This is a genomic window from Methylobacterium sp. BI1 (genome assembly GCF_056680125.1).
The window spans coordinates 3024382-3047242 of sequence record NZ_CM155267.1 but is presented as its reverse complement, the minus strand read 5'-3'; the positions used below and the strand labels follow the sequence as shown (position 1 = coordinate 3047242).

The following is a 22861-nucleotide window of genomic DNA, read 5'->3' as shown; positions in this document are numbered from 1 at the left end:
CTGCTCCGCCGCGTCGCCCACGGGGTGATCCGCACGTACCAACTGACCCTGTCGAGCCTGGTGGGCCGCCAGTGCCGGCACTGGCCCTCGTGCTCCCGCTACACCGACGCGGCGATCCAGCGGCACGGTCTCTGGGCGGGGGGCTGGATCGGGTTCGCCCGCATCTGCCGCTGCGGCCCCCTCGGCACCCATGGCATCGACCTGGTGCCCGAGGCGCTGCCGGCGCGCGCCGCCTGGTTCACCCCCTGGCGCTACGGCCGCTGGCGCGGCGTGAACGCGCCGCCCTCGCCCTTCGCCTGCGAGGCACTGGGGGAGGGGGGGCCATCCGGGGAGGGAGGGCCGCCTAGACCGGCGCCGCCGTGATCCACTTCAGGAAGACCAGCGTCCCCGTCACCGTGAGGGCGCCGCCGATGCGGGTGGCGATCTGGGCGAAGGGCATCAGCGCCATCCGGTTCGCGGCGGTAAGGATCGCCACGTCGCCGGTGCCGCCCTGGCCGCTGTGGCAGGCGTTCACGATGGCGGTCTCGATCGGATACATGCCGAGCCGGCGCCCGACGACGTAGCCCGTCGCCATCAGGGTGACGACGGTGGCCACGATGGTGATCAGGTTCGGCAGCGTGAAGGCCGCCACCAGCTTGTCCCAGGGGGTGAGCGAGACGCCGATGGCGAAGAGCAGCGGGTAGGTCATGCCCACCTGCACGAACTTGTAGACGATGAAGCCGCCGGCCTGGAGCCGGGGCGAGACCGCGCTGGCGAGCTTGGCCAGCACCGCCAGGAACAGCATCGCCACGGGGGCGGGCAGGCCGGTGAGGTGGTGGCACATCACGCCGAGCAGGTAGAGCGTCACCGCCGTGAGGCCGGCCGCCGCCACCGTGGCGGCGTCGATCGGGCCGGTCTCCACGGGCGCGCCCGCCTCCATGTCGTTCTCGGTGTCGGGCTGCAGGCGGCCCTCGCCGGTGAGGTGCGGCTTGCGCTTGCCCACCGCGTTGAGGGTGCCGGCCAGGATGATCGCCGTGAGGCTGCCCAGCATCACCGGCGGCAGCACCTGGGCGAAGACGTCGCCCTGCGGGATCCCGAGGATGCTGCCGTAGCCGATGGAGAGGGGAATCGCGCCCTCGCCGACGCCGCCGGCCATGATCGGCACCACGATGAAGAAGAAGGTGTGGTGCGCCCCGAGCCCCAGCAGGGTGCCCACCAGGGTGCCGACGCAGCCCGCCGCCAGGGAGCCGAGGCCGAGGGGGACGAAGATCTTGAGGAAGCCCTTGATCAGCACGGCCCGGTCCATGCCCAGGATGCTGCCGACGATGATCGCCGCGATGTAGAGGTAGAGGAAGTTGGTGAACTTGGTGAAGTCGGTGATCGCCTTGACGATCGGCCCCGGGATCAGCGCGTAGTAGACCAGCGCCGAGGGGATGAAGGTGGCGAAGATCGCCCCCGCCCCGATCTGGCGCAGGATGGGCAGGCGCTTGCCGATCTCCGCGCAGGTGAAGCCGCCGAGCACCAGCACGGCGATCATCGTCGGCGCGTCGGCCTTGATCTCGCCCTCGGAGGTCAGCACCCAGAGCAGCGCCACCAGGATCAGGTAGACCGGCAGCGGGATGATGCCGATCTGGATGTCGACGAGGCGCCACCAGCCCTGCGGCCAGAAGCGCCGCGTCCCCACCTGTCCCCCCGGCAGGTGGGCCGTCGTGGTGATCGCGACGCCCTCGGGGTGCGCGGTCGGTACGGGGCTCGGCATGAACGTCTCTCCCGGCGAGAGCCTCGTCTGCCCCGCGGGGCCGGCGCGTCTCGTGTTTTTTGGATTTTTTTCTGGTCTCGACCGTGCGGCACGCAAGACCAGCGCCGAGCATCAGTCGGGTCGGGCCGGCCTTGTCAATTGATCGGCCGGCACGGGCGGCAATGGTGATTGAGGATCACTGGCGATTGTCAGCAACCCGGGGCGGGACCGCCGGCCGATGGTTCCGCGGCGACCCCGCCAGGCCGCGCCGCTCGGAATTCGCGTTCCTTCCCGATGCGAATGGGTCTAAACGGCCCGGCGCGGCGCCGCATCGCGCCCGCCCCGATCCGAAAACCGCCCCCGCTTACCTGCCGCGTACGCAGGAGTGAGCCTCCAAGGAGCCCCCGGCCATGCCGATCCTGACCTTCCCCGACGGCAACACCCGCAGCTACGACGCCGCGATCACCGGCCGTGCCGTCGTCGAGGGCATCGCCAAGTCCCTGGCCAAGCGCACCGTCGCCATGGCCCTCGACGGCACCGTGCGCGACCTCGACGACCTCGTCGAGCAGGATGCCCGCATCGAGTTCCTCGACCGCACCGACCCGCGCAGCCTGGAGCTGATCCGGCACGACTGTGCCCATGTTCTGGCGGAGGCGGTGCAGGCCCTGTGGCCGGGGACGCAGGTCACCATCGGCCCGGTGATCGAGAACGGCTTCTACTACGACTTCGCCCGGGACGAGCCGTTCACGCCGGAAGACTTCCCGAAGATCGAGGCGAAGATGCGCGAGCTCATCGCCCGCGACGCCCCCTTCACCAAGGAGGTCTGGAAGCGGGACGACATCCGCGCGCTCTTCGCCGAGAAGGGCGAGGCCTATAAGGTCGAGCTCGTCGACGCGATCCCGCCCGGCGAGGACCTCAAGGTCTACCGCCAGGGCGACTGGTTCGACCTCTGCCGCGGCCCGCACATGACCTCGACCGGCAAGGTCGGCACCGCCTTCAAGCTGATGAAGGTGGCGGGCGCCTACTGGCGCGGCGATTCCAACAACCCGATGCTGACCCGCATCTACGGCACCGCCTGGGCCACCAAGGAGGACCTCGACGCCTACCTGCACCGGCTGGAGGAGGCCGAGCGCCGCGACCACCGGCGCCTCGGCCGAGAGATGGACCTGTTCCACTTCCAGGAGGAGGGGCCGGGCGTCGTGTTCTGGCACGCCAAGGGCTGGACCGTGTTCCAGGAGCTGATCGCCTACATGCGCCGGCGCCTGCGCGGCGACTACCAGGAGGTCAACGCCCCCCAGATCCTCGACAAGGCCCTGTGGGAGACCTCCGGCCACTGGGGCTGGTACCGCGAGAACATGTTCGCGGCCCAAAGCGCCGGCGACGAGGCCGAGGACAAGCGCTGGTTCGCGTTGAAGCCGATGAACTGCCCCGGCCACGTGATGATCTTCAAGCACGGCCTGAAGTCCTACCGCGACCTGCCCCTGCGTATGGCCGAGTTCGGCGTGGTCCACCGCTACGAGCCCTCGGGCGCCATGCACGGCCTGATGCGGGTGCGCGGCTTCACCCAGGACGACGCGCACATCTTCTGCACCGAGGACCAGCTCGCCGACGAGTGCCTGAAGATCAACGACCTGATCCTCTCCACCTACGCCGATTTCGGCTTCGGCGAGATCGTGGTGAAGCTCTCCACCCGCCCCGAGAAGCGAGTCGGCTCGGACGCCCTCTGGGACCATGCTGAGGACGTCATGACCCGGGTGCTCGCCCAGATCGAGGAGCAGTCCGGCGGCCGGATCAAGACCGCGATCAACCCGGGGGAGGGCGCCTTCTACGGGCCGAAGTTCGAGTACGTGCTGCGCGACGCCATCGGGCGCGACTGGCAGTGCGGCACGACCCAGGTCGACTTCAACCTGCCGGAGCGCTTCGGCGCCTTCTACGTCGATGCCGAGAGCGGCAAGAAGCCCCCGGTGATGATCCACCGCGCCATCTGCGGCTCGCTGGAGCGTTTCACGGGAATCCTGATTGAGCACTTCGCGGGGCATTTCCCCCTCTGGCTGGCGCCGGTGCAGGTGGTGGTCGCCACCATCACGGGCGATGCCGACCCCTATGCCCGCGCGGTGGTCGCCGCCGCGACCCGCCTCGGCCTGCGGGTGGAGGCCGACCTGCGCAACGAGAAGATCAACTACAAGGTCCGCGAGCACTCCCTCGCCAAGGTACCGGTGATCCTCGTGGTCGGCCGCAAGGAGGGCGAGGAGCGCACCGTCTCGGTCCGGCGCCTGGGCAGCCAGCACACCCGCACGGGCGGCCTCGACGAGACCCTGGCCGCCCTGGTGGCGGAGGCGACCGCGCCGGACCGTATCCGGGCGGATTCGGTGGTCGAGACCGTGCCGAGCGCCGACGTCGCCCTGGACGGCCAGCACGGCGAAGCGCCGACGCCGTGAGGCCGCGCGTCCCGCCCCGGAGACGGGGCGGGAGATCGCTCCGGCCGGCCTCGGCTCACCCCGCCTTGGCGATGACCTCGACGTCGCGGTTCAATCCGCTCTCGACCTTGAACTCGCGGGTGTAGACCTGCCCGTCGTGGCGGGCGATCAGGACGTAGTCGCCCTCCGCCAGGGTCACCTGCGGGAAGGCTCCGATGGCCTCGCGGATGGTGTCGCCGCCCGGCGTCAGCACGCTGAAGGCGGTGCCGGCGAAGGCCTCCGCGCCTTCCGCGGCGACCAGCTTCAGGGTCAGGGTGGCGGCGCGGTGGTTGAGGGTGGCGTCCGTGACCTTGCCGTTCTCCACCTTCAGGTCCGCGCGCTGGATCGCGTTCGAGCCGCCATAAGTCGAGACCACGTGGTAGGTGCCCTCGGGCAGGCGCAGGAGCTCGCCCGCCTTGACGCCGCTGCGCACGAGGCGCCCCTCCGAGTTCGTCCCGATCGGCACGAAGACCGAGAAGGCGAGCTGGTCCGGGCTGAGCTTCACGTCGCCGATGGCGCCCGAGAGCTTGAGCGCCCCGGCGCTGACCTTGAGCTGCTCGGCGGCGGGCTGGCCCGCCATGACGACGCGGCGCGAGGCGCTGGCGAAGCCGTAGGTCACGGTGGCCACGTAGGCGCCCGGCGCCAGGGTGAAGCTCGGCTCGGCCGCCTCGGAGCGGGCCACGATGGCGGGCTTGGTGCCGTCGGTGCGGTCCTCGTAGATGCGCCAGGCGAGGCCGGAGCGCAGGGGCTTGTCGCCGCCCGCGAACACCGCCGACAGGGTCAGGGCCGCGCTCGCCGCGCCGGGCAGCGGCGGCACCGCGGGGTCCGACATCGACGGCGCCGGCATGGACGGCACAGGCATGGCCGGGGAGGGGAGGTTGGGCCCGATCCGGTTGTGGAAGGCGTTGCCGTCCTGCGCCGCGGCGCGTCCCGGGTGACCGCCGAGGAGGAGGGCGCAGCCCAGCAAGACCGATCCGTACCCTGCCCGCGTCATCCCGCACCTCCCCATCCCGGCCGGGGCGTCCCCGCCGGCGTTGCCAATCCGCCGCCGGCGCGCCATGTCACGGACGGCCGCCGCGCCCGGTGCCCGCCCTCTGGAACCGGACCATGGCGGCGGCAAGGCCGCACCGCGCCTGGGGGCCGGTCGTCCGCGGTCCCGCCTCTCTCGCCCGATCCTGCTCCAGGGATGCCATGAACGCCACCCTCGATCTCCTGCGCACCCGCCGCTCGGTCCCGCCCCTCCGCCTGGACGGGCCGGGCCCGGACGCCGCCGAGCTCGACGCGCTCCTCACCATCGCCGCGCGCGTGCCGGACCACGGCAAGCTGGCGCCCTGGCGCTTCCTGGTGATCGCGGGCGAGGCCCGCACCCGCATCGGCGCGCGCATCGCGGCGGCCTATGCCGCCGACCACCCGGAGGCCGACGCCGCCCGCCTGGATCTCGAGCGCAACCGCCTCGCCCTGGCGCCCCTCGTGGTGGCGGTGGTGTCCCGGGCCGGCCCGCACATCAAGATCCCCGAATGGGAGCAGGTTCTCTCGGCCGGCGCGGTGGCGATGAACCTCGTGGTGGCGGCCAACGCCGCGGGCTACGCCACCGCCTGGCTCACCGAGTGGTTCGCCTACGATTCCCGCATCCTCGACGTCCTCGGCCTCGACCCCGGCGAGCGCCTCGCGGGCTTCATCCATATCGGTCGCGCCCAGGAGGTGCCGCCCGACCGGCCCCGCCCGGCGCTCGCCGACATCGTCACCCGGCTCTGAGGGGCACCCCATGCATTACGACGCCGAGACCAAGGGCCTGCCGCACAACCCGCTGAAGGCCCTGGTCGCCCCGCGCCCGATCGGCTGGATCAGCGCGATGAACCGCGACGGCGCGGTGAACCTCGCGCCCTATTCCTACTTCAACGCCGTGGCGGCGGGGCCCGACATGGTCATGTTCTCCTCGGCCGGGCGCAAGGATGCGATGACCTTCGCGGAGGAGGGCGGCGAGTTCGTCTGCAACCTCGCCACCTACGACCTGCGCGAGGCGGTGAACGCCACCTCGGCCCCCCTGCCCCGCGGGGAGAGCGAGTTCGCCTATGCGGGCCTGACCCCGGCGCCCTCGCGAAAGGTGCGGCCGCCCCGGGTCGCCGAATCGCCGGCCGCGCTCGAGTGCAAGTGGCTGCAGACCGTGCCGCTGACGCCGCTCGATGGCAGCGACGCCTCGCACTTCCTGGTGATCGGGCAGGTGGTCTCGATCTATATCGACGACCGCTTCATCCGCGACGGCCTCGTCGACACCGGCGCCATGCGGCCGATCCTGCGCGGCGGCTACTTCGACTACTTCACCGCCGAACCGGAGACCCGGTTCGAGCTGCGCCGTCCGGCGGGCGGGGGCGGGTAGGCGTCCGGCCTCCCCTTACGTCAGCCGGGCGCATGTCCGCCAATCCTTGATTTCCGTAGCACTTGGTGCTACTTTTTTGGATGGCTGCCGATATCCCCAGAACCTTCAAGACGGCATGGTTTTCCAGAGCCGCTCGGAAGGCTCGCATCCCGGACGACGCGCTGTGCGAGGCGATCCGGGATGTGTCGCGAGGTCAGGCCGACGATCTGGGCGGTGGCGTCTTCAAGAAGCGCCTGGACAAGAACCGGCATCGTAGCATCATCCTGGCGAAGGGAGGTCGATACTGGATCTTCGCCTACCTGTTCGCCAAGAAGGACAAAGCAAACATCGCGGACGACGAACTGGAGGACTTTCGAACCCTCGCCAAGGCTTACGGGGCGATGACCGAGAAGCAGCTTGCCGAACTCATTGCGGACAGGGACATGACGGAGATTTGCCATGGCGACGAAAGCTAGGTTCAGGAGCGCGGCCTCCGAGGCGCTCCACACATCCGCTGCCATGCTTCACAAGGTCGGCGCCCTCGACAAGGCGACGATGCGCGACTTTGATGCGCGTCATCTGGCCGTTCCGAGCGACATCGAGCCTGCTCAAATCAAGCAGATCCGTGAGGCCAACAACGTCAGCCAGCCCGTCTTCGCGCGCTACCTCAACACGAGCGAGAGCACCGTCGAGAAGTGGGAAACCGGCGCCAAGCGGCCGAGCGGGATGGCGCTCAAGCTGCTGAGCGTCGTTCAGAAGCACGGGTTGCGGGTTCTCGCCTGAAGCACCCCTTCTTCGGTGTCGCCGCGTGGGCCGTAGCGTCCGATGCCGCGCCGGCTCAGGCCACCCGTCGCCGCCCCAGCCGCTCCGCGATGGCGATGCCGCCGATGACGAGGGCCAGCGCCAGGGCGTCGTGCCAGCGGAAGGGCTCGCCCACCAGCAGGATGGCGAGGCCGGCCCCGAAGATCGGCACCAGGTTGACGAAGAGGCCGGCCCGGTTCGGGCCGATCAGCTCGACGCCGCGCAGGAAGGCGAGCTGCGCGATGAGGGAGGGCCCGAGCGCCACGAACAGCACGATGGCCCAGCCCTTCGGCGTCGGCCAGATCGTGTGGCCCAGCGCCCATTCGGCGGCGAGGGGCGGCAGGGAGGTCACGAAGGCGGAGAGGGCCACGGCGGCGAAGAAGCTCAGGCCCGAGACCCGGGGCCGGCGCGAGAGCGCCACGGTGTAGCCGGCATAGAGCACGCAGGCGACCAGCATCAGCACGTCGCCCCGGTTGAACGCGAAGGTGGCGAGCACCCGCCAGTCGCCGTGGGTCGCCGCCACCACGGCGCCCGCGAGCGTCACGGCCACGCCGAGGAGCTGCGCCCCCGTCACCGCCACCCGGTGGACCAGATAGTTGATCAGGATGACGAGGACCGGGATCGACCCCTGGAACAGGGCGATGTTGATGCCGCTGGTGAACAGGCCGGCGGCGTAGAACAGGCTGGCGTAGAGGGTGTAGCCGCAGGCCCCCATCAGCAGCACGTAAGCCCAGTGGCGCTTCAGCCGGTCCCACTCCGAAACGAAGCCGGCCCGGGCCGGCAGCGCCAGGGCGAGGCAGGCGAAGGCCCAGCGCAGGCAGGTGAGCACCTGGGGCGAGACCTCGCCCGCCGCCCACTTGCTCGCCACCACGTTGCCGCCCCAGAGCAGCATCGTGAACACGAGGAGCGGGTAGGCCGTGGCCGCCGGCTCGGCCGCGCGTCCGGCGGGCGTCTCCGGGACGCGCATGGGGCGGATCTCCCTGGGCTCGGGCCGGGCTCGGGGCCGGCGACCGGGGGATAGCCCGCCTGTCCCCGCGGGGACAGGCCGTCCGGCGCAACACCGCCATCGAATTCCATCCGCGCACGCCGGCCCGCGCCCGCCGGCCCGCGAGCGGCGGGGGCGGGCCGGCGCAGAACCGGCGCCGTCCCCATCCCCCGGTATCGGTCCGCAGGCCGATTCCCTCTGCGGGTCAACACGGTTATGCCGGGCGGACCACAGCGGCGACACGGTCGCGGGCCAGGGGGAGGGCGAGACATCCGGTGACGTGGCGATCGCTCCTTCTCGTCGGCGTGCTGGCGGCCGGCCTCGGCGGCCTCGCCGCCTCGCCCCAGGGCGGCGTTCTCCTCGGCGAGGTCCGCGAGCGCCTCGAGGCCCTCCAGGCCCGCCCCGGTCCGGCCAGGCCCGTGCACCTGCCGGCCCAGCGCACCGCCGTGGAGGAGGGCCGCACCGTGGTGCGCCTCTCGGCCGCCGAGCGCGCCCGCATCGGCATCGCCACCGAGGCCCGGCCCCTGGCCGAGCACCGGGAGGAGTTGCAGGCCTATGGCAGCGTCCTCGACCTCGCCCGGGTCACCGACCTGACCAACGCCTATGCCAGCGCCCGGGCCGCCCTCCAGACCGCCCAGGCCCGCGCCGAGGTCTCGCGCAGCGCCCTGCAGCGGGCGAAGTCGCTCGGGCAATACGCCACCACCGTGCAGGTCGAGACCGCCGAGGGCACCGCCCAGACCGACCAGGCCGCCCTGGCGGCGGCGGAATCCCAGGTGCGCACCCTCTCGGCCACCGCCCAGCAGGAATGGGGGCCGGTGATCGGCCGGGCCATCGTCGAGCGCTCGCCCATCGTCACCCGGCTGATCGAGCGGACGAACTTCCTGGTGCAGGTCACCCTGCCACCGGGGGAGGGCCTGAAGGGCCCGCCGGCGGCGGCCTTCGCCGAGGTGCCGCCCCAGAGCGCCCGGGTCGCCCTGGCCTACGTCTCGCCCGCCACCCGCACGGATCCGCGCATCCAGGGCCTGAGCTTCTTCTACACCGTGCCGGGCGACAGCGGCTTCCTGCCCGGCATGAGCATGCTGGCCTTCCTGGCGGCCGACCGCAGCGTCACCGGCCTCAGCGTGCCCGAGGACGCGGTGGTGCACTGGCAGGGGGCGGCCTGGATCTACCGGGCGGTGGGCCCCGACGCCTTCGCCCGCCACCGGCTCAAGGCCGACCCGCCGATGTCGGCCGACGCCTACGTGGTGGAGGACCTGCCGGGCGGCACCGAGATCGTGCTCTCGGGGGCGCAGGCGCTCCTCTCGGAGGAGATGAAGAGCCAGCTCCAGGTCTCGGGCGGCGTCGATGACGATTGAGGCGAGGGGGCCCGAAGGGCCGGGCGGTCGCGGCCCGCAGGCGGCCCTGGTCGCCTTCGCGGTCCGCTTCCGCGGCATCGTCCTGGCGCTCAGCCTGGCGCTCGCGGCCTACGGCTTCGTCGTGCTGGCGGACGCCCAGTACGACGTCTTCCCGGAATTCGCGCCCCCCGCCGTGGTGATCCAGACCGAGGCCCCCGGCCTCAACCCGGAACAGGTCGAGGTGCTGGTGACGCAGCCCGTGGAGGTCGCGGTCAACGGCCTGCCGGGGGTGGTCTCCCTGCGCTCGAGTTCGATCCAGGGCCTGTCGGTGATCACCGTCACCTTCGGGGCCGGCAGCGACATCTACCGGGTGCGCCAGCTCGTCACCGAGCGGCTGACGGCGCTGGCCGGCCGCCTGCCCCAGGGCGTCCTGCCGCCGGCGATGACGGCGCTGACCTCCGCCACCAGCACGGTGCTGCTCGTGGGCCTGACGACCCGGAGCCGCTCCGACATGGACCTGCGCACCCTGGCGGACTGGACCGTGCGCCTGCGCCTCCTCGCCGTGCCGGGGATCGCCCAGGTCTCGGTCTATGGCGGCGCGGTGCGCTCGCTGCAGGTGCAGATCCGCCCCAACGACCTCGTGCGCTTCAACATCGGCGTCAACGACGTGCTGGCCGCCGCGCGCAAGGCCACCGGCGTGCGCGGGGCCGGCTTCGTCGACACCGCCAACCAGCGCATCGCCCTCCAGACCGACGGCCAGTCCCTCAGCCCCGAGGCGGTCTCCCGCACGGTGCTGATCAACGAGGGCGGGGCCAGCGTGACCCTGGCGGACGTCGCCACCGTGGTCGCCACCGGCGAGCCGGCGATCGGCGCCGCCCTGGTGGACGGCCGGCCCGGCGTGCTGCTCATGGTCGGCGCCCAGTACGGCGCCAACACCCGCGCGGTCACCGCCCGGGTCGAGGCGGCCCTGGAGGACCTGCGCCCCGCCCTGGAGCGCGAGGGCGTGACCCTGCACGCCGACCTGTTCCGCCCGGCCAACTTCATCGCCATCGCCAACGGCAACGTGCTCCAGGCCCTCGGGCTCGGCGGCATCCTGGTGGTCGTGGTGCTGTTCGTCTTCCTGTACGACTGGCGCACCGCCGTGATCTCGGCGCTCGCGATCCCGCTCTCGCTCATCGCCGCCGTGGTGGCGCTCCAGGCGCTCGGCGAGAGCCTCAACACCATGACCCTGGGCGGCCTCGCCATCGCCATCGGCGAGGTGGTGGACGACGCGGTGATCGGCGTCGAGAACGTGGTCCGGCGCCTGCGCGAGAACCGCCGCCTCGGCGGTCCGCGGCCCGAGGGCAGGGTGATCCGCGATGCCATCCTGGAGGTGCGCACGGCGGTGGCCTACGCCACCATCGCGGTGCTGCTGGTGTTCCTGCCCGTCCTCGCCCTGTCGGGCATCGCCGGCCGGCTGTTCGGCCCCTTGAGCCTCGCCTACATCCTCGCGGTGGTGGCCTCCCTGGCGGTCGCCCTCACGGTGACCCCGGCCCTGTCGATGTGGCTGCTGACGAACCGGCGCGAGGCCTCGACCCAGGACCCGCCGGTGATGCGCGCCGCCCGCCGCCACTACGCCCGCCTGCTCACCCGGATCGACCGCGCCCCGCGCCGCGTCATGGCCTGCGGCCTCCTCGTCACCCTCCTGGGCGCCGCCGTGGTGCCGTTCTTCGGCTCGACCTTCCTGCCCGACCTCAAGGAGGGCCACCTGATCCTGCACATGGCGGCCGCGCCCGGCACGGCGCTGCAGGAATCGATGCGGCTCGGCACCCGCATCACCGCCGCCCTGAAGGAGATCCCCGGCATCCGGGCGGTCGCCTCGCAGATCGGCCGGGCCGAGGCCGGGCAGGACACCGCCGGCACCCATTACAGCGAGATCCACATCGACCTGGAGCCCGGCCTCGACGGGGCGGGGCAGGGGGCGGCGGAGGCCCGGATCCGGGCCGTGATGGCGGGCTTCCCCGGGGCCGCCTTCTCCCTCAAGACCTTCCTCACCGAGCGGATCGAGGAGACCGTGTCAGGCTTCACCGCCCCGGTGGTGATCAACGTCTTCGGCACCGACCTCGGCGCCATCGAGACCGCCGCCCGGGACATCGCCCGCGAGCTCGCCGAGGTGCGGGGCGCCGTGGACATTCAACAGAGCTCTCCCGCGGGCTTGCCCCAGGTCAATGTGGGCTTGCGGCCCAACGACCTGCGCCACTGGGGCCTCTCGGCCATCGAGGTGATGGAGGTGGTGCGCACCGCCTACCAGGGCGACATCGTCGGCCAGACCTATTCCGGCAACGCGGTGTTCAACGTCCTCGTCATCCTCGATTCCGCCACCCGCGGCCGGCTCTCGGCCCTGAGCGACCTGCCCCTGCGCGGCTCCGGCGGCCGGGTGGTGCGCCTCGCCCAGGTGGCCGACATCTACGAGACCTCCGGCCGCTACCAGGTCCAGCACGAGGGCGCCCAGCGGGTCCAGGCGGTCACCGCCAACGTGACCGGCCGGGACGTCGCCGGCTTCGTGGCCGATGCCAAGCGCAAGATCGCCCGCGAGGTCGCCCTGCCCCCCGGCACCTATGTGGGCTTCGCCGGCTCGGCCGAGGCGCAGGCCCGGGCCCGGCGCGACCTCCTGGTCTATTCGGGGCTGGCCGGCCTCGGCATCGTGCTCCTGCTGGCCATCGTGACGGGGAGCCTGCGCAACCTCCTGCTGGTGCTGGTCAACCTGCCCTTCGCCTTCGTGGGTGGGGTGCTGGCGGTCTTCGCCACCGGCGCCGTGCTGTCGCTGGGCTCGATCGTCGGCTTCGTGACCCTGTTCGGGATCTCCCTGCGCAACACCATCATGATGATCGTCCATTACGAGCACCTCGTGGTGGAGGAGGGGCAGCCCTGGGACCGGAACACCGCGGTGCTCGGGGCCGCCGACCGCATGGTGCCGATCCTGATGACCTCCCTGGTCACCGGCCTCGGCCTCCTGCCCCTCGCCCTCGGGGCCGGCGAGCCCGGCCGCGAGATCGAGGGCCCGATGGCCATCGTCATCCTCGGCGGCCTCGCCACCTCGACGGTGCTCAACCTCCTGATCCTGCCGACCCTGGCCCTGCGCTTCGCGCGCTTCGGCACGCCGGAGGGCAGGGCGCTCGAACCGGTCGCCTGAGGCGCCCGCGCCGGCCCGCCGCAATTTCGGCGGACCGGCGCGCCATTCCGGGGCGGCGGCGCGGCCAGGCCCGCCCTCCGGAGCCCGTCATGCGCCCGACGCCGTTCTCCCTCCTCCTCGTCCCGCTCCTCTGGACCCTGCCCGGCGCCCGGGCGCTCGCGGTGCCGGTGGGTCCACCGGCCGAGACCGAGGCCGTTCCGGGCAACTCCACACCTGGCAATCCCACGCCCGGCAACCCGATGCCGATCCAGGTCTTCCCCCTGTCCCGGGTGGTGCCCAGGGGGGAGGCGCGGAGCATCGCCTTCTTCGCCTACCTCTATCCGGACTGCGCGTCCCAGGGGCCGGTGGTGGCCCGCATCCTGGAGCCGCCGCGCCACGGCACCGTGAGCTTCGCCCCGACGGAGTCCTTCCCGCGCTACGCGCCGGGCTCGCCGCTGACGCCGTGCAACGCCCGGAAGGTGCCGGGCCTGCAGATGACCTACGAGACGGAGGAGGGCTTCGAGGGCATCGACACCACCCGCGTCCTGACCATCCACCCGGACGGCACGGCCGCCGAATACGCCGTGAAGGTCTGGGTCCGCTAGGACGGCGGAAACGGCCGGGAAAGGCGCTCCCGGATCCCCGTCCAGACCCCGGGAACGCCGTTCGCATAAGATATATTATGGAACCAGAGGACGTCGGACCGGGGCAGGGGCCTCGTGCTACGAAGGGTTCACCCATTCCCGACACCGGGTATTCATGCAATCTCCACACGGCCGATTCACGCCGTTGCCAGTTCTCCGGCGCGCAACGGCCGCCGTGGGTGCTAAACCGCTGGCGGATGTCACAATTCCTCCCCATAATACATGATACCGGGCCCCACGCGAACGGATGCCCGTCCGATTCGATCCTCTCCGAAGCGAATGCGATGCCGATCCTTGCGCGCCCCTCCGCTGCCCTGAGCCTGGTCCTGCTGGCCGCCGGATCCGTCGCGCTCGCCGCCGGCACGCCGGCGCGCGCGCAGGCCGAGCCGCAGCGCACCGCCCTGGTGCAGCAGCCCCCGGCCGCGGCGACGGAGACGGCCCGACCGATCGTCCGGACCGCCATCCCGCGCCGGGCGCTCGCCCGCCTGCCCCGCCTCGCCGGCCTGATCGCCCAGGGCCAGCCCGTCCGCATCGTGGCCTTCGGCTCGTCCTCCACCGAGGGCTCCGGCGCCTCCTCGCCGGCCACCACCTACCCGGCCCAGCTCCAGCGCGACCTCACGGCGCGGCTCGACGCGACGGGCGCCGAGCACTCTTCCGTCACCGTGCTGAACCGCGGCAAGGGCGGCGACGATTCCGAGGCCATGGCCCGGCGGCTGGAGCGCGACGTGCTCGCCGACAAGCCGGACCTCGTGATCTGGCAGACCGGCAGCAACGACCCCATGAGCGGCGTCAGCGTCGCGCGCTTCGCCGAGCTCACCCGCGCCGGCATCCTGGCCATGCGGGCCACCGGCGCCGACGTGGTCCTGATGGACCAGCAATGGTGCAAGAAGCTCTCGACCACCGACGGGGCCGAGGCCTACGGCGCCGCCCTGCACGCCATCGCCACCGAGCTCAACGTGCCGGTGATCCGCCGCAACGCGATGATGCGCGCCTGGGCCGCCCAGGGGCTGCTCTCCCCGACCCAGATGATCGGGCCCGACGGCCTGCACATGACCGACGCCGGCTACGACCGCCTGGCCCGGGCCGCCACGGCCCAGCTCCTGGCCAATGCGGGCCTGCCGCAGGACGCGGCCGGCAGCCAGAACTGAGGCCGGGCGAGGGGGCCGGGACGAGGCGGCGGACCGCCCTCCCCCCGGCAGGTCCGGCGCGCCGCGAGCGATCCCAGGTGCCTAGAGATCCAGCGTGACGCTCAGGCCGTCATAGGCCGGCACGACGTTCGGCGGCAGCTTGGCGCTCAGGGTAGCGTAGTCGAGATCCGTGTGCAGGTTGGTCAGGATGGCCCGGCGCGGGCGCACCGTCTCGATCAGCGCCAGGGCGTCCGAGACCGAGTAATGCGTCGGGTGCGGGGTCTCCCGCAGGGCGTCGATGATCAGCAGGTCGAGGCCGTGCAGCCGCGCCTGCGACGCCTCCGGCATCAGGCTGACGTCGGGGGCGTAGGCCGCCGGGCCGAAGCGGAAGCCGAGGGCCGCCTCGTTGCCGTGCTCCATGCCGAAGGGCAGGGCCGTGATCGCACCGCCCGGGCCGTCCACCTGCATCGCCGCCCCGTCCGCCAGGTCGTGCATGTCGAGGATCGGCGGGTACTCGCTGCCGGGGGGCGTCTCGAAGCAGTAGCCGAACCGCGCCTCGAGCAGGCTGCGGGTGCGGGCATCGGCGAAGACCGGGATGCGCCGGCGCATGTGGATCACCAGGGGCCGGACGTCGTCGATGCCGTGGGTGTGGTCGGCATGGGCATGGGTGAACAGCACCGCGTCGAGGCGCTGGACCGCCGCGTCGATCAGCTGCTCGCGCAGGTCCGGCGCGGTGTCGACCAGGAGGGTGGTGGCCGCGCCGTCCCCGCTCCCGTCGCCCCTCTGCCGCTCCACCAGGAGCGAGCAGCGCCGGCGCCGGTTCCGCGGCTCGGCCGGGTCGCAGGCGCCCCAGCCGTAGCCCACGCGGGGCACGCCCCCGGACGAGCCGCAGCCGAGGATCGTCAATCGCAATGCGCCCATCGGCACCTCCGCCCCCGTTGGTATCGGAGGGGGCGGGGGCCTGTCACGCCCGATCCGAGCCCCCTGCCCGCCTCAGGCCGCGGCCTTGTGGAACAGGCGGTGGAAATTGGCCGTCGTCAGCGCGGCGAAGTCCGCCACATCCATCTCGAGGGTCTGCGCGAGGGCGCGGGCGGTGTCCGCCGTGTAGGCCGGCTCGTTGGTGCGGCCGCGATGCGGCTCGGGCGCCAGGAAGGGCGCGTCGGTCTCCACCAGCAGGCGGTCGGGCGGCACCGACCGGGCGATCGCCCGCAGGTCGTGGGAGCGCCGGAAGGTGACGATGCCGGAGAAGGACACGCAGAAGCCGAGTTCGACGCCGACCTCGGCCAGGCGCGCGCCCGACGAGAAGCAGTGCAGGACCGCCGTGAAGGCGCCGCGCCCCATCTCGTCGACCAGGATCGCCTCCATCTCCGCATCGGCATCGCGGGAATGGATGACCAGGGGCAGGCCGGTCTCGCGGGCAGCCGCGATGTGGCGGCGGAAGACGCGCGCCTGCACCGCCTCGGGGGCGGCGTTGTCGTAGTGGAAGTCGAGGCCCGATTCGCCGATGCCGACGCAGCGGGGATGCTGCGCGCGCGCCACGATGGCCTCGGTCGGCACGTCGGGCTCATCGCCCGCCCCGTCCGGGTGGGTGCCGATGGTGTGCCAGATCTCCGGGTGGGCCTCCGACAGGGCCTCGTAGGTCCGGGCCTTGGCGACCCGCGTGGAGATCGTGACCATCCGGGTCACCCCGGCCGCCCGGGCGCGGGCCAGGACGTTGGGCAGATCCTCCGCGAAGTTCGGAAAATCCAGGTGGCAATGGCTGTCGACCAGCATGAAACGGGGCTCGGAAAACGGTGGGGTGGGCAGGACGCGATCACGCAAGACGCGTTCACTCAAGACGCGATCGTCCAGGACGCCGTCGTCACGCCGACGGCGCCTCCGGCTCGACGAAGCGGGGGAACAGGCCGACGGGGGCGGGGAGCGGCGTGCCGGGCACCAGGCGACCGCCCTCCCCCACATCGGCCAGCCGGCGCCGGTCCGCCGGCACGGCCAGGAGGTCGAGGAGCTTGGCGCCGGAGCCCGGCATGAAGGGCTGCACCAGGATGCCGATGGCCCGCAGGGTCTCGGCCACGACGTAGAGCGCGGCCGCCATCCGGGCCGGATCGGATTTCCGAAGGACCCAGGGCTTCTGCGCGTCGAAGTAGCGGTCGGCGGCGGTGATCACGGCCCAGATCTCGGCCAGCGCCGTGTGCAGGGCGAGCTTGTCCATCGCCGCCCGCGCGGTGGCGGGCAGCCCGTCGGCCAGGGCCAGCAGCGCCCGGTCGTCCTCGGTGAAGTCCCCGTGCTCCGGGACCGACCCCGAAAGATTCTTGGCGATCATCGAGAGCGAGCGCTGGGCGAGGTTGCCGAGGCCGTTCGAGAGGTCCGCCGTGTAGCGGGTGATGATGGCCTCGTGGCTGTAGTTGCCGTCGCCGCCGAAGGGCACCTCGCGCAGCACGAAGTGGCGCACCGCGTCGACCCCGTAGGTCGCGATCAGGTCCATCGGGTCGACGACGTTGCCGAGCGACTTCGACATCTTCTCGCCCTTGGAGAGCAGGAAGCCGTGGCCGAAGACGCGCTTGGGCAGGGGGAGGCCGGCCGACATCAGGAAGGCCGGCCAGTACACCGCGTGGAAGCGGACGATGTCCTTGCCGATGACGTGCAGGTCCATCGGCCAGAAGGTCCGGCGCGGATCGGCGGCGTCGGGGAAACCCGTGACGGTGAGGTAGTTCGTCAGGGCGTCGACCCAGACATACATGACGTGGTCGGGGTGGCCCGGCACCGGCACGCCCCAGTCGAAATTGGTGCGGCTGACCGAGAAGTCCTTGAGGCCGGAGCGCACGAAGCTCGCCACCTCGTTGCGCCGGGTCTCGGGGCCGATGAAGTCCGGCTCGGCCTCGTAGAGGGCGAGGAGCCGATCCTGGTAGGCCGAGAGCCGGAACAGGAAGTTCTCCTCCTCCATCCAGGTCACCGGCGTGCCGGTGGCCTTGGCCACGGGGACGCCGTCGGGACCGGTCTCGAGCTCGTCCTCGGCGTAGTAGGCCTCGTCGCGCACCGAGTACCAGCCGGCATATTTCGACAGGTAGAGGTCGCCGTTGGCCTCCATCCGGCGCCACAGCTCCTGGGCGGCGGCATAGTGCGCGGGCTCGGTGGTGCGGATGAAGCGGTCGTGGCTGCAGCCCAGGGCCTCGGCCATGGCGCGGAAGCGCGCGGACATGTCGTCGACGAGCGCGCGCGGGGTGATTCCGGCCTTGGCCGCCGTCTGCTGGATCTTGACGCCGTGCTCGTCGGTGCCCGTGGAGAACAGCACGTCGTAGCCGTCGAGGCGCTTGAAGCGGGCGATCGCGTCCGTGGCGATCACCTCGTAGGCATGGCCGATATGCGGCGCGCCGTTGGGATAGGAGATCGCCGTGGAGAGACCGAAGGTCTTCGCGGTTTCCGGGTCGGTGGCGGTCACGTCGAGGGGTTCCCCGGATACAGGGTTCACAGGATCAGGCCCCGGAAACGGGTCCCGGGATCACAGGACGGCGGGAGACGACCATGCCGCGTCAGGCGGCGTCGCGGAGCGCCCCCGCCAGGTCGCCGAACAGGGACAGGACCAGCGGCCGGCGGTCGAGATTGTAGGTCGCGGCCTCCCGCGCGGCGCGGGCGATCTTGTCACACACCTCGACCAGGGCCGCAAGGCGGGCGGGCGGCGCGTGCCGGCGCCGGTCGAGCTCGGCCGAGACGAAGCGGAACACCGTGTCGAGGCTGGCCGCGAAGAGCTCGTCGGAGTCCCGCCCGCTGAGCTTCTCGGCCAGCGCCAGGATGCGGCGCCAGTCCGGATGGTCGAGGCGGGCCAGCAGGGTCTCGATCTCGGCGACCAGGCTGGCCCGGGCCGGATCGAGCAGGGCGACGGCCTCGGCGACCGAGCCCTCCGCGAGCTGCGCCGCCCGGGCGAGCGCCTCGGGGGCGGGCTGCACGAAGGGCGGGGCGAAGCCGCCGATCACCCGCGCCACCTCGGCCTCCGCAAGCGGGCGCAGGGTCAGGGCCCGGCAGCGCGAGCGGATGGTCGGCAGGAGCCGGCCCGGCGCGTGGCTGACGATGAGGAACAGGCAGCGGGGCGGGGGCTCCTCCACCATCTTCAGGAGGGCGTTGGCGCTGTTGGCGTTGAGGTCCTCGGCGCTGTCGACGATGCAGATGCGGTAGCCCGCATTGCCGGCGGTGGAGCCGAACAGCGCGAGGGCGCCGCGGGCCGCATCCACCGAGATCCGGGTCGCCAGGGTCTTGGCATTGGGGGCCCGGGTCCGGCGCAGGGCCACGAGGTTGGGATGCGACAGGACCGCGACCTGGCGGGCCGCCGGGTGGTCCGGGTCGACGGCGAGGCTCGCGGGCGCGCCCTGCGCCGCCGGGTTGGCGATGAGCCAGCGGGCGACCCGGTAGGCCAGCGTCGCCTTGCCGATGCCGCGCGGGCCGCCGATGAGCCAGGCGTGGTGCAGGCGCCCCGACGCGATCGCCGCCGCGAAGGCGGCCTCCGCCTCGGCATGGCCGACGAGGTCGGCCTGCTCGCGCGGGCGCGGGACTTCCGTCAGGTCGCCGGGCTCGACGTCCTCGGGGGCGCGCTCAGGCCGCATCGCCGTGCTCCGTCCCCGATGGGCCGCCCTGCGCGTCGCCGGTGCGGTTCCGCAGCAGCCCGGGCAGGCGCTCGGCCACCACGGCGCGGATCGCGGCCTCGACGGCATCGGCGGGCAGGGCGGCGTTGACGACGGCGCAGCGGCCCGGCTCCTCGGCCGCGATGGCGAGGAAGGCCGTGCGCAGGCGGGCGTGGAAGGCCAGGGCCTCGCCCTCGAAGCGGTCGACCCCGCCCTCGGACCCCGCGTCGCGGCGCGCCCGCGCCCGGGCGAGCCCGAGCTCCGGGTCGCAATCCAGGATCAGGGTCAGGTCGGGCCGGGTCGGGCCGACGACGACGCCCTCGAGGGCGCCCAGCACGGCCGGGTCCAGGCCGCCGGCCGCGCCCTGATAGGCCCGGGTCGAATCGGCGAAGCGGTCGCAGAGCACGATCTCGCCCCGCGCCAGGGCCGGGCGGATCAGGGTGTCGAGGTGGTCGATCCGGGCGGCGGAGAACAGCAGCGCCTCCGCGAAGGGGCCGTAGGGCTTGGCCAGCCCGGCGAGCAGGGCCTCGCGGATGCGCTCGGCCTTGGCCGAACCGCCGGGCTCGCGCGTCGTCAGTACGGGGCGGCCGGATTCGGCCCGGAGCTGCGCGGCGAGGCGGCGGATCTGCGTCGACTTGCCGGCCCCCTCCCCGCCCTCGAAGGTGATGAAGGTCCCGCCCCGCGTCCCGGGCGCCGTCACGACTTCGCGCCGGCCTTCTCGAACGCCTTGCGGAACAGGCCGGTGCCGACCTCCCAGGCCGCGTCGAGGGCCCGCTGCGGAAGCGTGCCGGCCTCGACGGTCTCGCCGGCATAGAGCGGCTGGTCGAGGGCCTGGGTGTCGCCGCGGGTGATGCGCAGGCGGCCGACCTCGCGGCCCTGCTCCACCGGCGCGACCAGGGGGCCCTGGTAGACCACCCGGGCGGTGATCTTGTCGCCGGAGCCGCGCGGCAGCAGCACCCGCACGGCCTTCTTGGCGACGAGGGGCACGCTGCCGGCCGCGCCGCCATAGACCGAGGCCTCCGCCACGGTCTCGCCGGCGGTGAAGACCTGGCGCGGCTCGAAGGCGCGGAAGCCCCACTCCATCAGCTTGCGCGATTCCGCCGCCCGGTCGCGGGCGGTCTTCAGGCCGCTCACCACCATGATCAGGCGCTGCCCGTTCTGCACCGCCGAGCCGGTCAGGCCGTAGCCGGATTCCTCGAGGTAGCCGGTCTTCAGCCCGTCGGCGCCGATGTCGAGGGTGAGCAGCGGGTTGCGGTTCTGCTGCTTGATCTTGTTCCAGGTGAACTCGCGCTCGGCGAAGATCTTGTACAGGTCCGGGTAGGTCTCGATCAGGTGCAGGGCGAGCTTGGCGAGATCGCGGGCGGTCACCTTCTGGTCGGGGGCCGAGTAGCCGGTCGCGTTGCGGAAGGTCGAGCGCGTCAGCCCGATCTCGCGCGCCCGGGCCGTCATCATCCGCCCGAAATTCTCCTCCGAGCCGGCGATGCCCTCGCCGATGGCGATGGCCGCGTCGTTGCCCGACTGCACGATGAGGCCGCGCAGGAGGTCGGACAGCTTGATGCGGCTGTTGAGCTGCGCGAACATTGAGGAGCCGCCGCCCCCCGCTCCGCCCCGGCGCCAGGCGTCCTCGGTGATCTGGAACTCCGAGTCCATGGTGAGCCGGCCCTGCCGGATCTCGTTGAACACGATCTCGGTGGTCATCAGCTTGGCCATGCTGGCCGGGGAGAAGAGCTCGTCGGCTCCCTTCTCGAACAGCACCGAGCCGGAATCGGCATCGATCAGGATCGCGTGGGGCGCGGCCGTCTGGAAGCTCTGGGCCAGGGCCGACCCCGCCGCGAACAGGCTCAGCGCCGCGGCCAGGACGAGGCCCGACACCGCCGCGCGGCCCGTACCGTTCCGACCCGCGAGGACCATTCTCACACTCATACCCTGTCTCACGCCCTGCCCCACGCCGACCCGCTCATCGCCCCCACGATCAAGCGTGACGTTACAGGCATTCGCCGCCGAGATCGAACGCAAATCGCGCGCGCGTCCTGGTCGCGCGTCGATGCGTCCCGACGGCCACGGGCCACGGCGCCGCGCGGTTCAGCGGGCCTCGGCGAACTGGGCGCGGGTCCGGGCGGGAGCCTTGGCCGCCACCGCCGAAGCCTTGGCCGCTGTCGGAGCCTTGGCCGCTGCCGGAGCCTTGGCCACCACCGCCGTCCGCGCCGCGGGCGCGGCCTTGGCCGACGGCGTCCCCTGGGCCAGCACGGCGGCCTTGCCGGCCGGACCAGCCTTCGCGACCGCGACGGCCTTCGGCGCTCCCTTGACGTCCGAAGCGATCCTGGCCTCCGAAGCCGTTCTCGTGCTCGCCATCCGGGCCGGGACGGGCTGGACGGCGGATTTGGGTCCGGCCGCCGCCAGCCGGGCGGGGGCCGCCTTCGCGGCGGGCGCCGGGATCGCGGCGGCGAAGCGGGCGGTGGCGGCGCGGGGATCGGCCTTGGCCGGCGACGCATCGGAGCGGGCGACCTTCGCCGGCCCCTTGCCGGCCGGCGGCGATGCGGCGGCGAGGCGGGGCGCAGCGGCGTGCGGCTCGGGCCGCGCCCCGGCCAGCCGCAGCGGCGGCGGGGTCAGGCTGAGGGGCGCGGGCCGGGCGGCGGCCAGGGTCTGGTGCGGCTCCGACGATCCATGGCGCACGGGCCGGAACCCCTCGGCCCGGACCGCCGTCGGCTGCAGCGCGGCCGGGACCGCGACGGTGGCGGCGCTCGCCACCAGGATGGGGGCGGGCTTGGCCAGATGGGGCGCCGGCGCCGCCTCGGTCGCGGCGACCGGGGCGGCCTCGGCGGCGGGCTGGTCGTCGGCCTCCTTGAAGGCCAGGGCCGGGCGGCTCGCCCGGGCGAGGCGCTCGGCGGAGACCTGCGGCGTGTCCGGGCCGAGATCGGCCAGCATGATCGGCGCGGGGCCGCGGATGGCGGCGGGCTGGCCGTCGGTGCGCAGGGTGGCGAGGAGCTTGCGGTCGTCGCTGCCGGCGGTGGAGGCCTTGCCGGCATACTCGACGCGGACCCGGGCGGTGCCGCTGCGGCGGAATTCGAGCGCCTCGGCCACCTCCTCGGAGACGTCCATCAGGCGGTTGGCGTGATAGGGGCCGCGATCGTTCACCCGCACGATCATCGAGTGGCCGTTGGCGAGGTTGGTGACGCGGGCGTAGCTCGGCAGCGGCAGGGTCGGGTGCGCCGCGGCGATGGAGTGGCGGTCGAACACCTCGCCGTTGGCGGTCATGCGCCCGTGGAAGGCCGAGCCGTACCAGGAGGCCAGGCCCTCGCGGACATAGCCCTTGGCGTCCTCGCGCGGGACGTAGGTGCGCCCGGCCACCACGTAGGGCTTGCCCGAGAAGCGGCGGCCGCCGCCCTTCGGGATGACGTCGCCCTCGTTGTAAAGGCGCGGGCTGGCCTTGACGCCGTATTTCGGATCGAGGCTGGAGCCGCTTCCGGAGGCGCCGGCGAGCTTCTGGGGGTTCTGCGCGCAATTGGCGGTGGTGAGCGCCACGGCCGAGACCGCCAGCAGCCGCCAGAGCGGCAGCGGGGCCGGTCCCGGATGTCCCGGCTTCGTCTTACGCGCCATCGCGATGATCCGCCCCAGCCCCCGCCCCGATCCACACAACACGCTGAAGAGGGGTCGCCGGCGGGCGAGAGCAGGACCGGACG

The 22861-nt window shown here is 72.6% G+C and carries 20 protein-coding genes; 10 read left to right on the top strand and 10 right to left on the bottom strand.

Going from position 1 to position 22861, the window contains the following annotated elements; genetic code table 11:
• A complete protein-coding gene (yidD, locus tag AC1MGR_RS14320; protein ID WP_480234800.1) occupies nt 1-363 on the top strand; it encodes a membrane protein insertion efficiency factor YidD in 363 nt (120 codons plus the stop codon).
• On the opposite strand, the gene AC1MGR_RS14315 is transcribed toward yidD, so the two are convergent.
• Entirely contained in the window at nt 344-1738 is a 1395-nt protein-coding gene (locus AC1MGR_RS14315; RefSeq protein ID WP_108036115.1) for a 2-hydroxycarboxylate transporter family protein, read from the bottom strand. The two genes, yidD and AC1MGR_RS14315, sit on opposite strands and share 20 nt — an antisense overlap.
• Nucleotides 1739-2127: 389 nt before the next feature.
• Between AC1MGR_RS14315 and thrS the strand changes: the two genes are divergently transcribed.
• Nucleotides 2128-4155: a threonine--tRNA ligase gene (gene thrS, locus AC1MGR_RS14310; RefSeq protein ID WP_108036117.1), complete on the top strand. Its 2028-nt coding sequence runs from the start codon at nt 2128-2130 to the stop codon at nt 4153-4155.
• Nucleotides 4156-4210: 55 nt separating this feature from the next.
• Here thrS and AC1MGR_RS14305 read toward each other — a convergent pair whose 3' ends face one another.
• Nucleotides 4211-5167, bottom strand: a complete 957-nt coding sequence (locus AC1MGR_RS14305; RefSeq protein WP_480232029.1) for a hypothetical protein — start codon at nt 5165-5167, stop codon at nt 4211-4213.
• A 197-nt stretch (nt 5168-5364) separates the two neighbouring features.
• Between AC1MGR_RS14305 and AC1MGR_RS14300 the strand changes: the two genes are divergently transcribed.
• The 4 genes from AC1MGR_RS14300 (at nt 5365) to AC1MGR_RS14285 (ending at nt 7312) form a co-directional block, all read left to right on the top strand.
• Entirely contained in the window at nt 5365-5928 is a 564-nt protein-coding gene (locus AC1MGR_RS14300; protein ID WP_108036119.1) for a nitroreductase family protein, read from the top strand.
• Nucleotides 5929-5938: 10 nt separating this feature from the next.
• Nucleotides 5939-6550, top strand: a complete 612-nt coding sequence (locus AC1MGR_RS14295) for a flavin reductase family protein (RefSeq protein WP_480232028.1) — start codon at nt 5939-5941, stop codon at nt 6548-6550.
• An 80-nt stretch (nt 6551-6630) separates the two neighbouring features.
• The gene (locus AC1MGR_RS14290; RefSeq protein ID WP_480232027.1) at nt 6631-7005 is read left to right on the top strand and encodes a type II toxin-antitoxin system RelE/ParE family toxin; all 375 of its coding nucleotides are present in this window, start codon (nt 6631-6633) and stop codon (nt 7003-7005) included.
• Nucleotides 6989-7312, top strand: a complete 324-nt coding sequence (locus AC1MGR_RS14285; RefSeq protein WP_108036125.1) for a helix-turn-helix domain-containing protein — start codon at nt 6989-6991, stop codon at nt 7310-7312. The genes AC1MGR_RS14290 and AC1MGR_RS14285 overlap by 17 nt, the downstream gene beginning before the upstream one ends.
• A 55-nt stretch (nt 7313-7367) precedes the next feature.
• Here the strand turns inward: AC1MGR_RS14285 and AC1MGR_RS14280 are convergent, their stop codons facing one another.
• Complete coding sequence (locus AC1MGR_RS14280; RefSeq protein WP_480232026.1) at nt 7368-8297, bottom strand: DMT family transporter; 930 nt, start codon at nt 8295-8297, stop codon at nt 7368-7370.
• Between the two features lie 293 nt (nt 8298-8590).
• Here AC1MGR_RS14280 and AC1MGR_RS14275 point away from each other — a divergent pair, with 293 nt between their 5' ends.
• From AC1MGR_RS14275 to AC1MGR_RS14260, 4 genes are all read left to right on the top strand, one after another.
• Nucleotides 8591-9670, top strand: a complete 1080-nt coding sequence (locus tag AC1MGR_RS14275) for an efflux RND transporter periplasmic adaptor subunit (protein ID WP_480232025.1) — start codon at nt 8591-8593, stop codon at nt 9668-9670.
• A complete protein-coding gene (locus AC1MGR_RS14270; RefSeq protein WP_480232024.1) occupies nt 9660-12821 on the top strand; it encodes an efflux RND transporter permease subunit in 3162 nt (1053 codons plus the stop codon). Before AC1MGR_RS14275 ends, AC1MGR_RS14270 begins: the two co-directional genes overlap by 11 nt.
• An 89-nt stretch (nt 12822-12910) precedes the next feature.
• Complete coding sequence (locus AC1MGR_RS14265; protein WP_480232023.1) at nt 12911-13405, top strand: hypothetical protein; 495 nt, start codon at nt 12911-12913, stop codon at nt 13403-13405.
• 323 nt (nt 13406-13728) lie between these two features.
• Complete coding sequence (locus AC1MGR_RS14260) at nt 13729-14592, top strand: SGNH/GDSL hydrolase family protein (RefSeq protein WP_480232022.1); 864 nt, start codon at nt 13729-13731, stop codon at nt 14590-14592.
• Nucleotides 14593-14673: 81 nt separating this feature from the next.
• Here the strand turns inward: AC1MGR_RS14260 and AC1MGR_RS14255 are convergent, their stop codons facing one another.
• The 7 genes from AC1MGR_RS14255 to AC1MGR_RS14225 form a co-directional block, all read right to left on the bottom strand.
• A complete protein-coding gene (locus AC1MGR_RS14255) occupies nt 14674-15492 on the bottom strand; it encodes an MBL fold metallo-hydrolase (RefSeq protein ID WP_108036137.1) in 819 nt (272 codons plus the stop codon).
• Between the two features lie 72 nt (nt 15493-15564).
• Entirely contained in the window at nt 15565-16344 is a 780-nt protein-coding gene (locus AC1MGR_RS14250; protein WP_480232021.1) for a TatD family hydrolase, read from the bottom strand.
• A gap of 88 nt (nt 16345-16432) precedes the next feature.
• Nucleotides 16433-18007 carry a methionine--tRNA ligase gene (metG, locus tag AC1MGR_RS14245; RefSeq protein WP_480232020.1) on the bottom strand — a complete coding sequence of 525 codons (1575 nt, stop codon included), beginning with the start codon at nt 18005-18007 and terminating at the stop codon, nt 16433-16435.
• Nucleotides 18008-18098: 91 nt separating this feature from the next.
• Complete coding sequence (locus AC1MGR_RS14240; RefSeq protein ID WP_480232019.1) at nt 18099-19163, bottom strand: DNA polymerase III subunit delta'; 1065 nt, start codon at nt 19161-19163, stop codon at nt 18099-18101.
• Nucleotides 19153-19881, bottom strand: a complete 729-nt coding sequence (gene tmk, locus AC1MGR_RS14235; RefSeq protein ID WP_480232018.1) for a dTMP kinase — start codon at nt 19879-19881, stop codon at nt 19153-19155. The genes AC1MGR_RS14240 and tmk overlap by 11 nt, the downstream gene beginning before the upstream one ends.
• Nucleotides 19878-21092, bottom strand: coding sequence for a D-alanyl-D-alanine carboxypeptidase family protein (locus AC1MGR_RS14230; protein WP_108036147.1), 1215 nt, complete (start codon nt 21090-21092; stop codon nt 19878-19880). Before AC1MGR_RS14230 ends, tmk begins: the two co-directional genes overlap by 4 nt.
• Before the next feature lie 171 nt (nt 21093-21263).
• Nucleotides 21264-22778, bottom strand: a complete 1515-nt coding sequence (locus AC1MGR_RS14225) for a septal ring lytic transglycosylase RlpA family protein (protein WP_108036149.1) — start codon at nt 22776-22778, stop codon at nt 21264-21266.
• Nucleotides 22779-22861 lie beyond the last annotated feature (83 nt).

Bases quoted from the DNA above. Each gene is read 5' to 3' on its own strand.
- AC1MGR_RS14315 (WP_108036115.1), bottom strand. From the start codon at position 1,738: ATGCCGAGCCCCGTACCGACCGCGCACCCCGAGGGCGTCGCGATCACC.
- AC1MGR_RS14305 (WP_480232029.1), bottom strand. From the start codon at position 5,167: ATGACGCGGGCAGGGTACGGATCGGTCTTGCTGGGCTGCGCCCTCCTC.
- AC1MGR_RS14290 (WP_480232027.1), top strand. From the start codon at position 6,631: ATGGCTGCCGATATCCCCAGAACCTTCAAGACGGCATGGTTTTCCAGA.
- AC1MGR_RS14265 (WP_480232023.1), top strand. From the start codon at position 12,911: ATGCGCCCGACGCCGTTCTCCCTCCTCCTCGTCCCGCTCCTCTGGACC.
- AC1MGR_RS14270 (WP_480232024.1), top strand. From the start codon at position 9,660: ATGACGATTGAGGCGAGGGGGCCCGAAGGGCCGGGCGGTCGCGGCCCG.
- thrS (WP_108036117.1), top strand. From the start codon at position 2,128: ATGCCGATCCTGACCTTCCCCGACGGCAACACCCGCAGCTACGACGCC.
- AC1MGR_RS14250 (WP_480232021.1), bottom strand. From the start codon at position 16,344: ATGCTGGTCGACAGCCATTGCCACCTGGATTTTCCGAACTTCGCGGAG.
- AC1MGR_RS14260 (WP_480232022.1), top strand. From the start codon at position 13,729: ATGCCGATCCTTGCGCGCCCCTCCGCTGCCCTGAGCCTGGTCCTGCTG.
- AC1MGR_RS14240 (WP_480232019.1), bottom strand. From the start codon at position 19,163: ATGCGGCCTGAGCGCGCCCCCGAGGACGTCGAGCCCGGCGACCTGACG.
- AC1MGR_RS14300 (WP_108036119.1), top strand. From the start codon at position 5,365: ATGAACGCCACCCTCGATCTCCTGCGCACCCGCCGCTCGGTCCCGCCC.
- AC1MGR_RS14230 (WP_108036147.1), bottom strand. From the start codon at position 21,092: ATGGTCCTCGCGGGTCGGAACGGTACGGGCCGCGCGGCGGTGTCGGGC.
- AC1MGR_RS14280 (WP_480232026.1), bottom strand. From the start codon at position 8,297: ATGCGCGTCCCGGAGACGCCCGCCGGACGCGCGGCCGAGCCGGCGGCC.
- AC1MGR_RS14295 (WP_480232028.1), top strand. From the start codon at position 5,939: ATGCATTACGACGCCGAGACCAAGGGCCTGCCGCACAACCCGCTGAAG.
- AC1MGR_RS14255 (WP_108036137.1), bottom strand. From the start codon at position 15,492: ATGGGCGCATTGCGATTGACGATCCTCGGCTGCGGCTCGTCCGGGGGC.
- AC1MGR_RS14285 (WP_108036125.1), top strand. From the start codon at position 6,989: ATGGCGACGAAAGCTAGGTTCAGGAGCGCGGCCTCCGAGGCGCTCCAC.
- AC1MGR_RS14225 (WP_108036149.1), bottom strand. From the start codon at position 22,778: ATGGCGCGTAAGACGAAGCCGGGACATCCGGGACCGGCCCCGCTGCCG.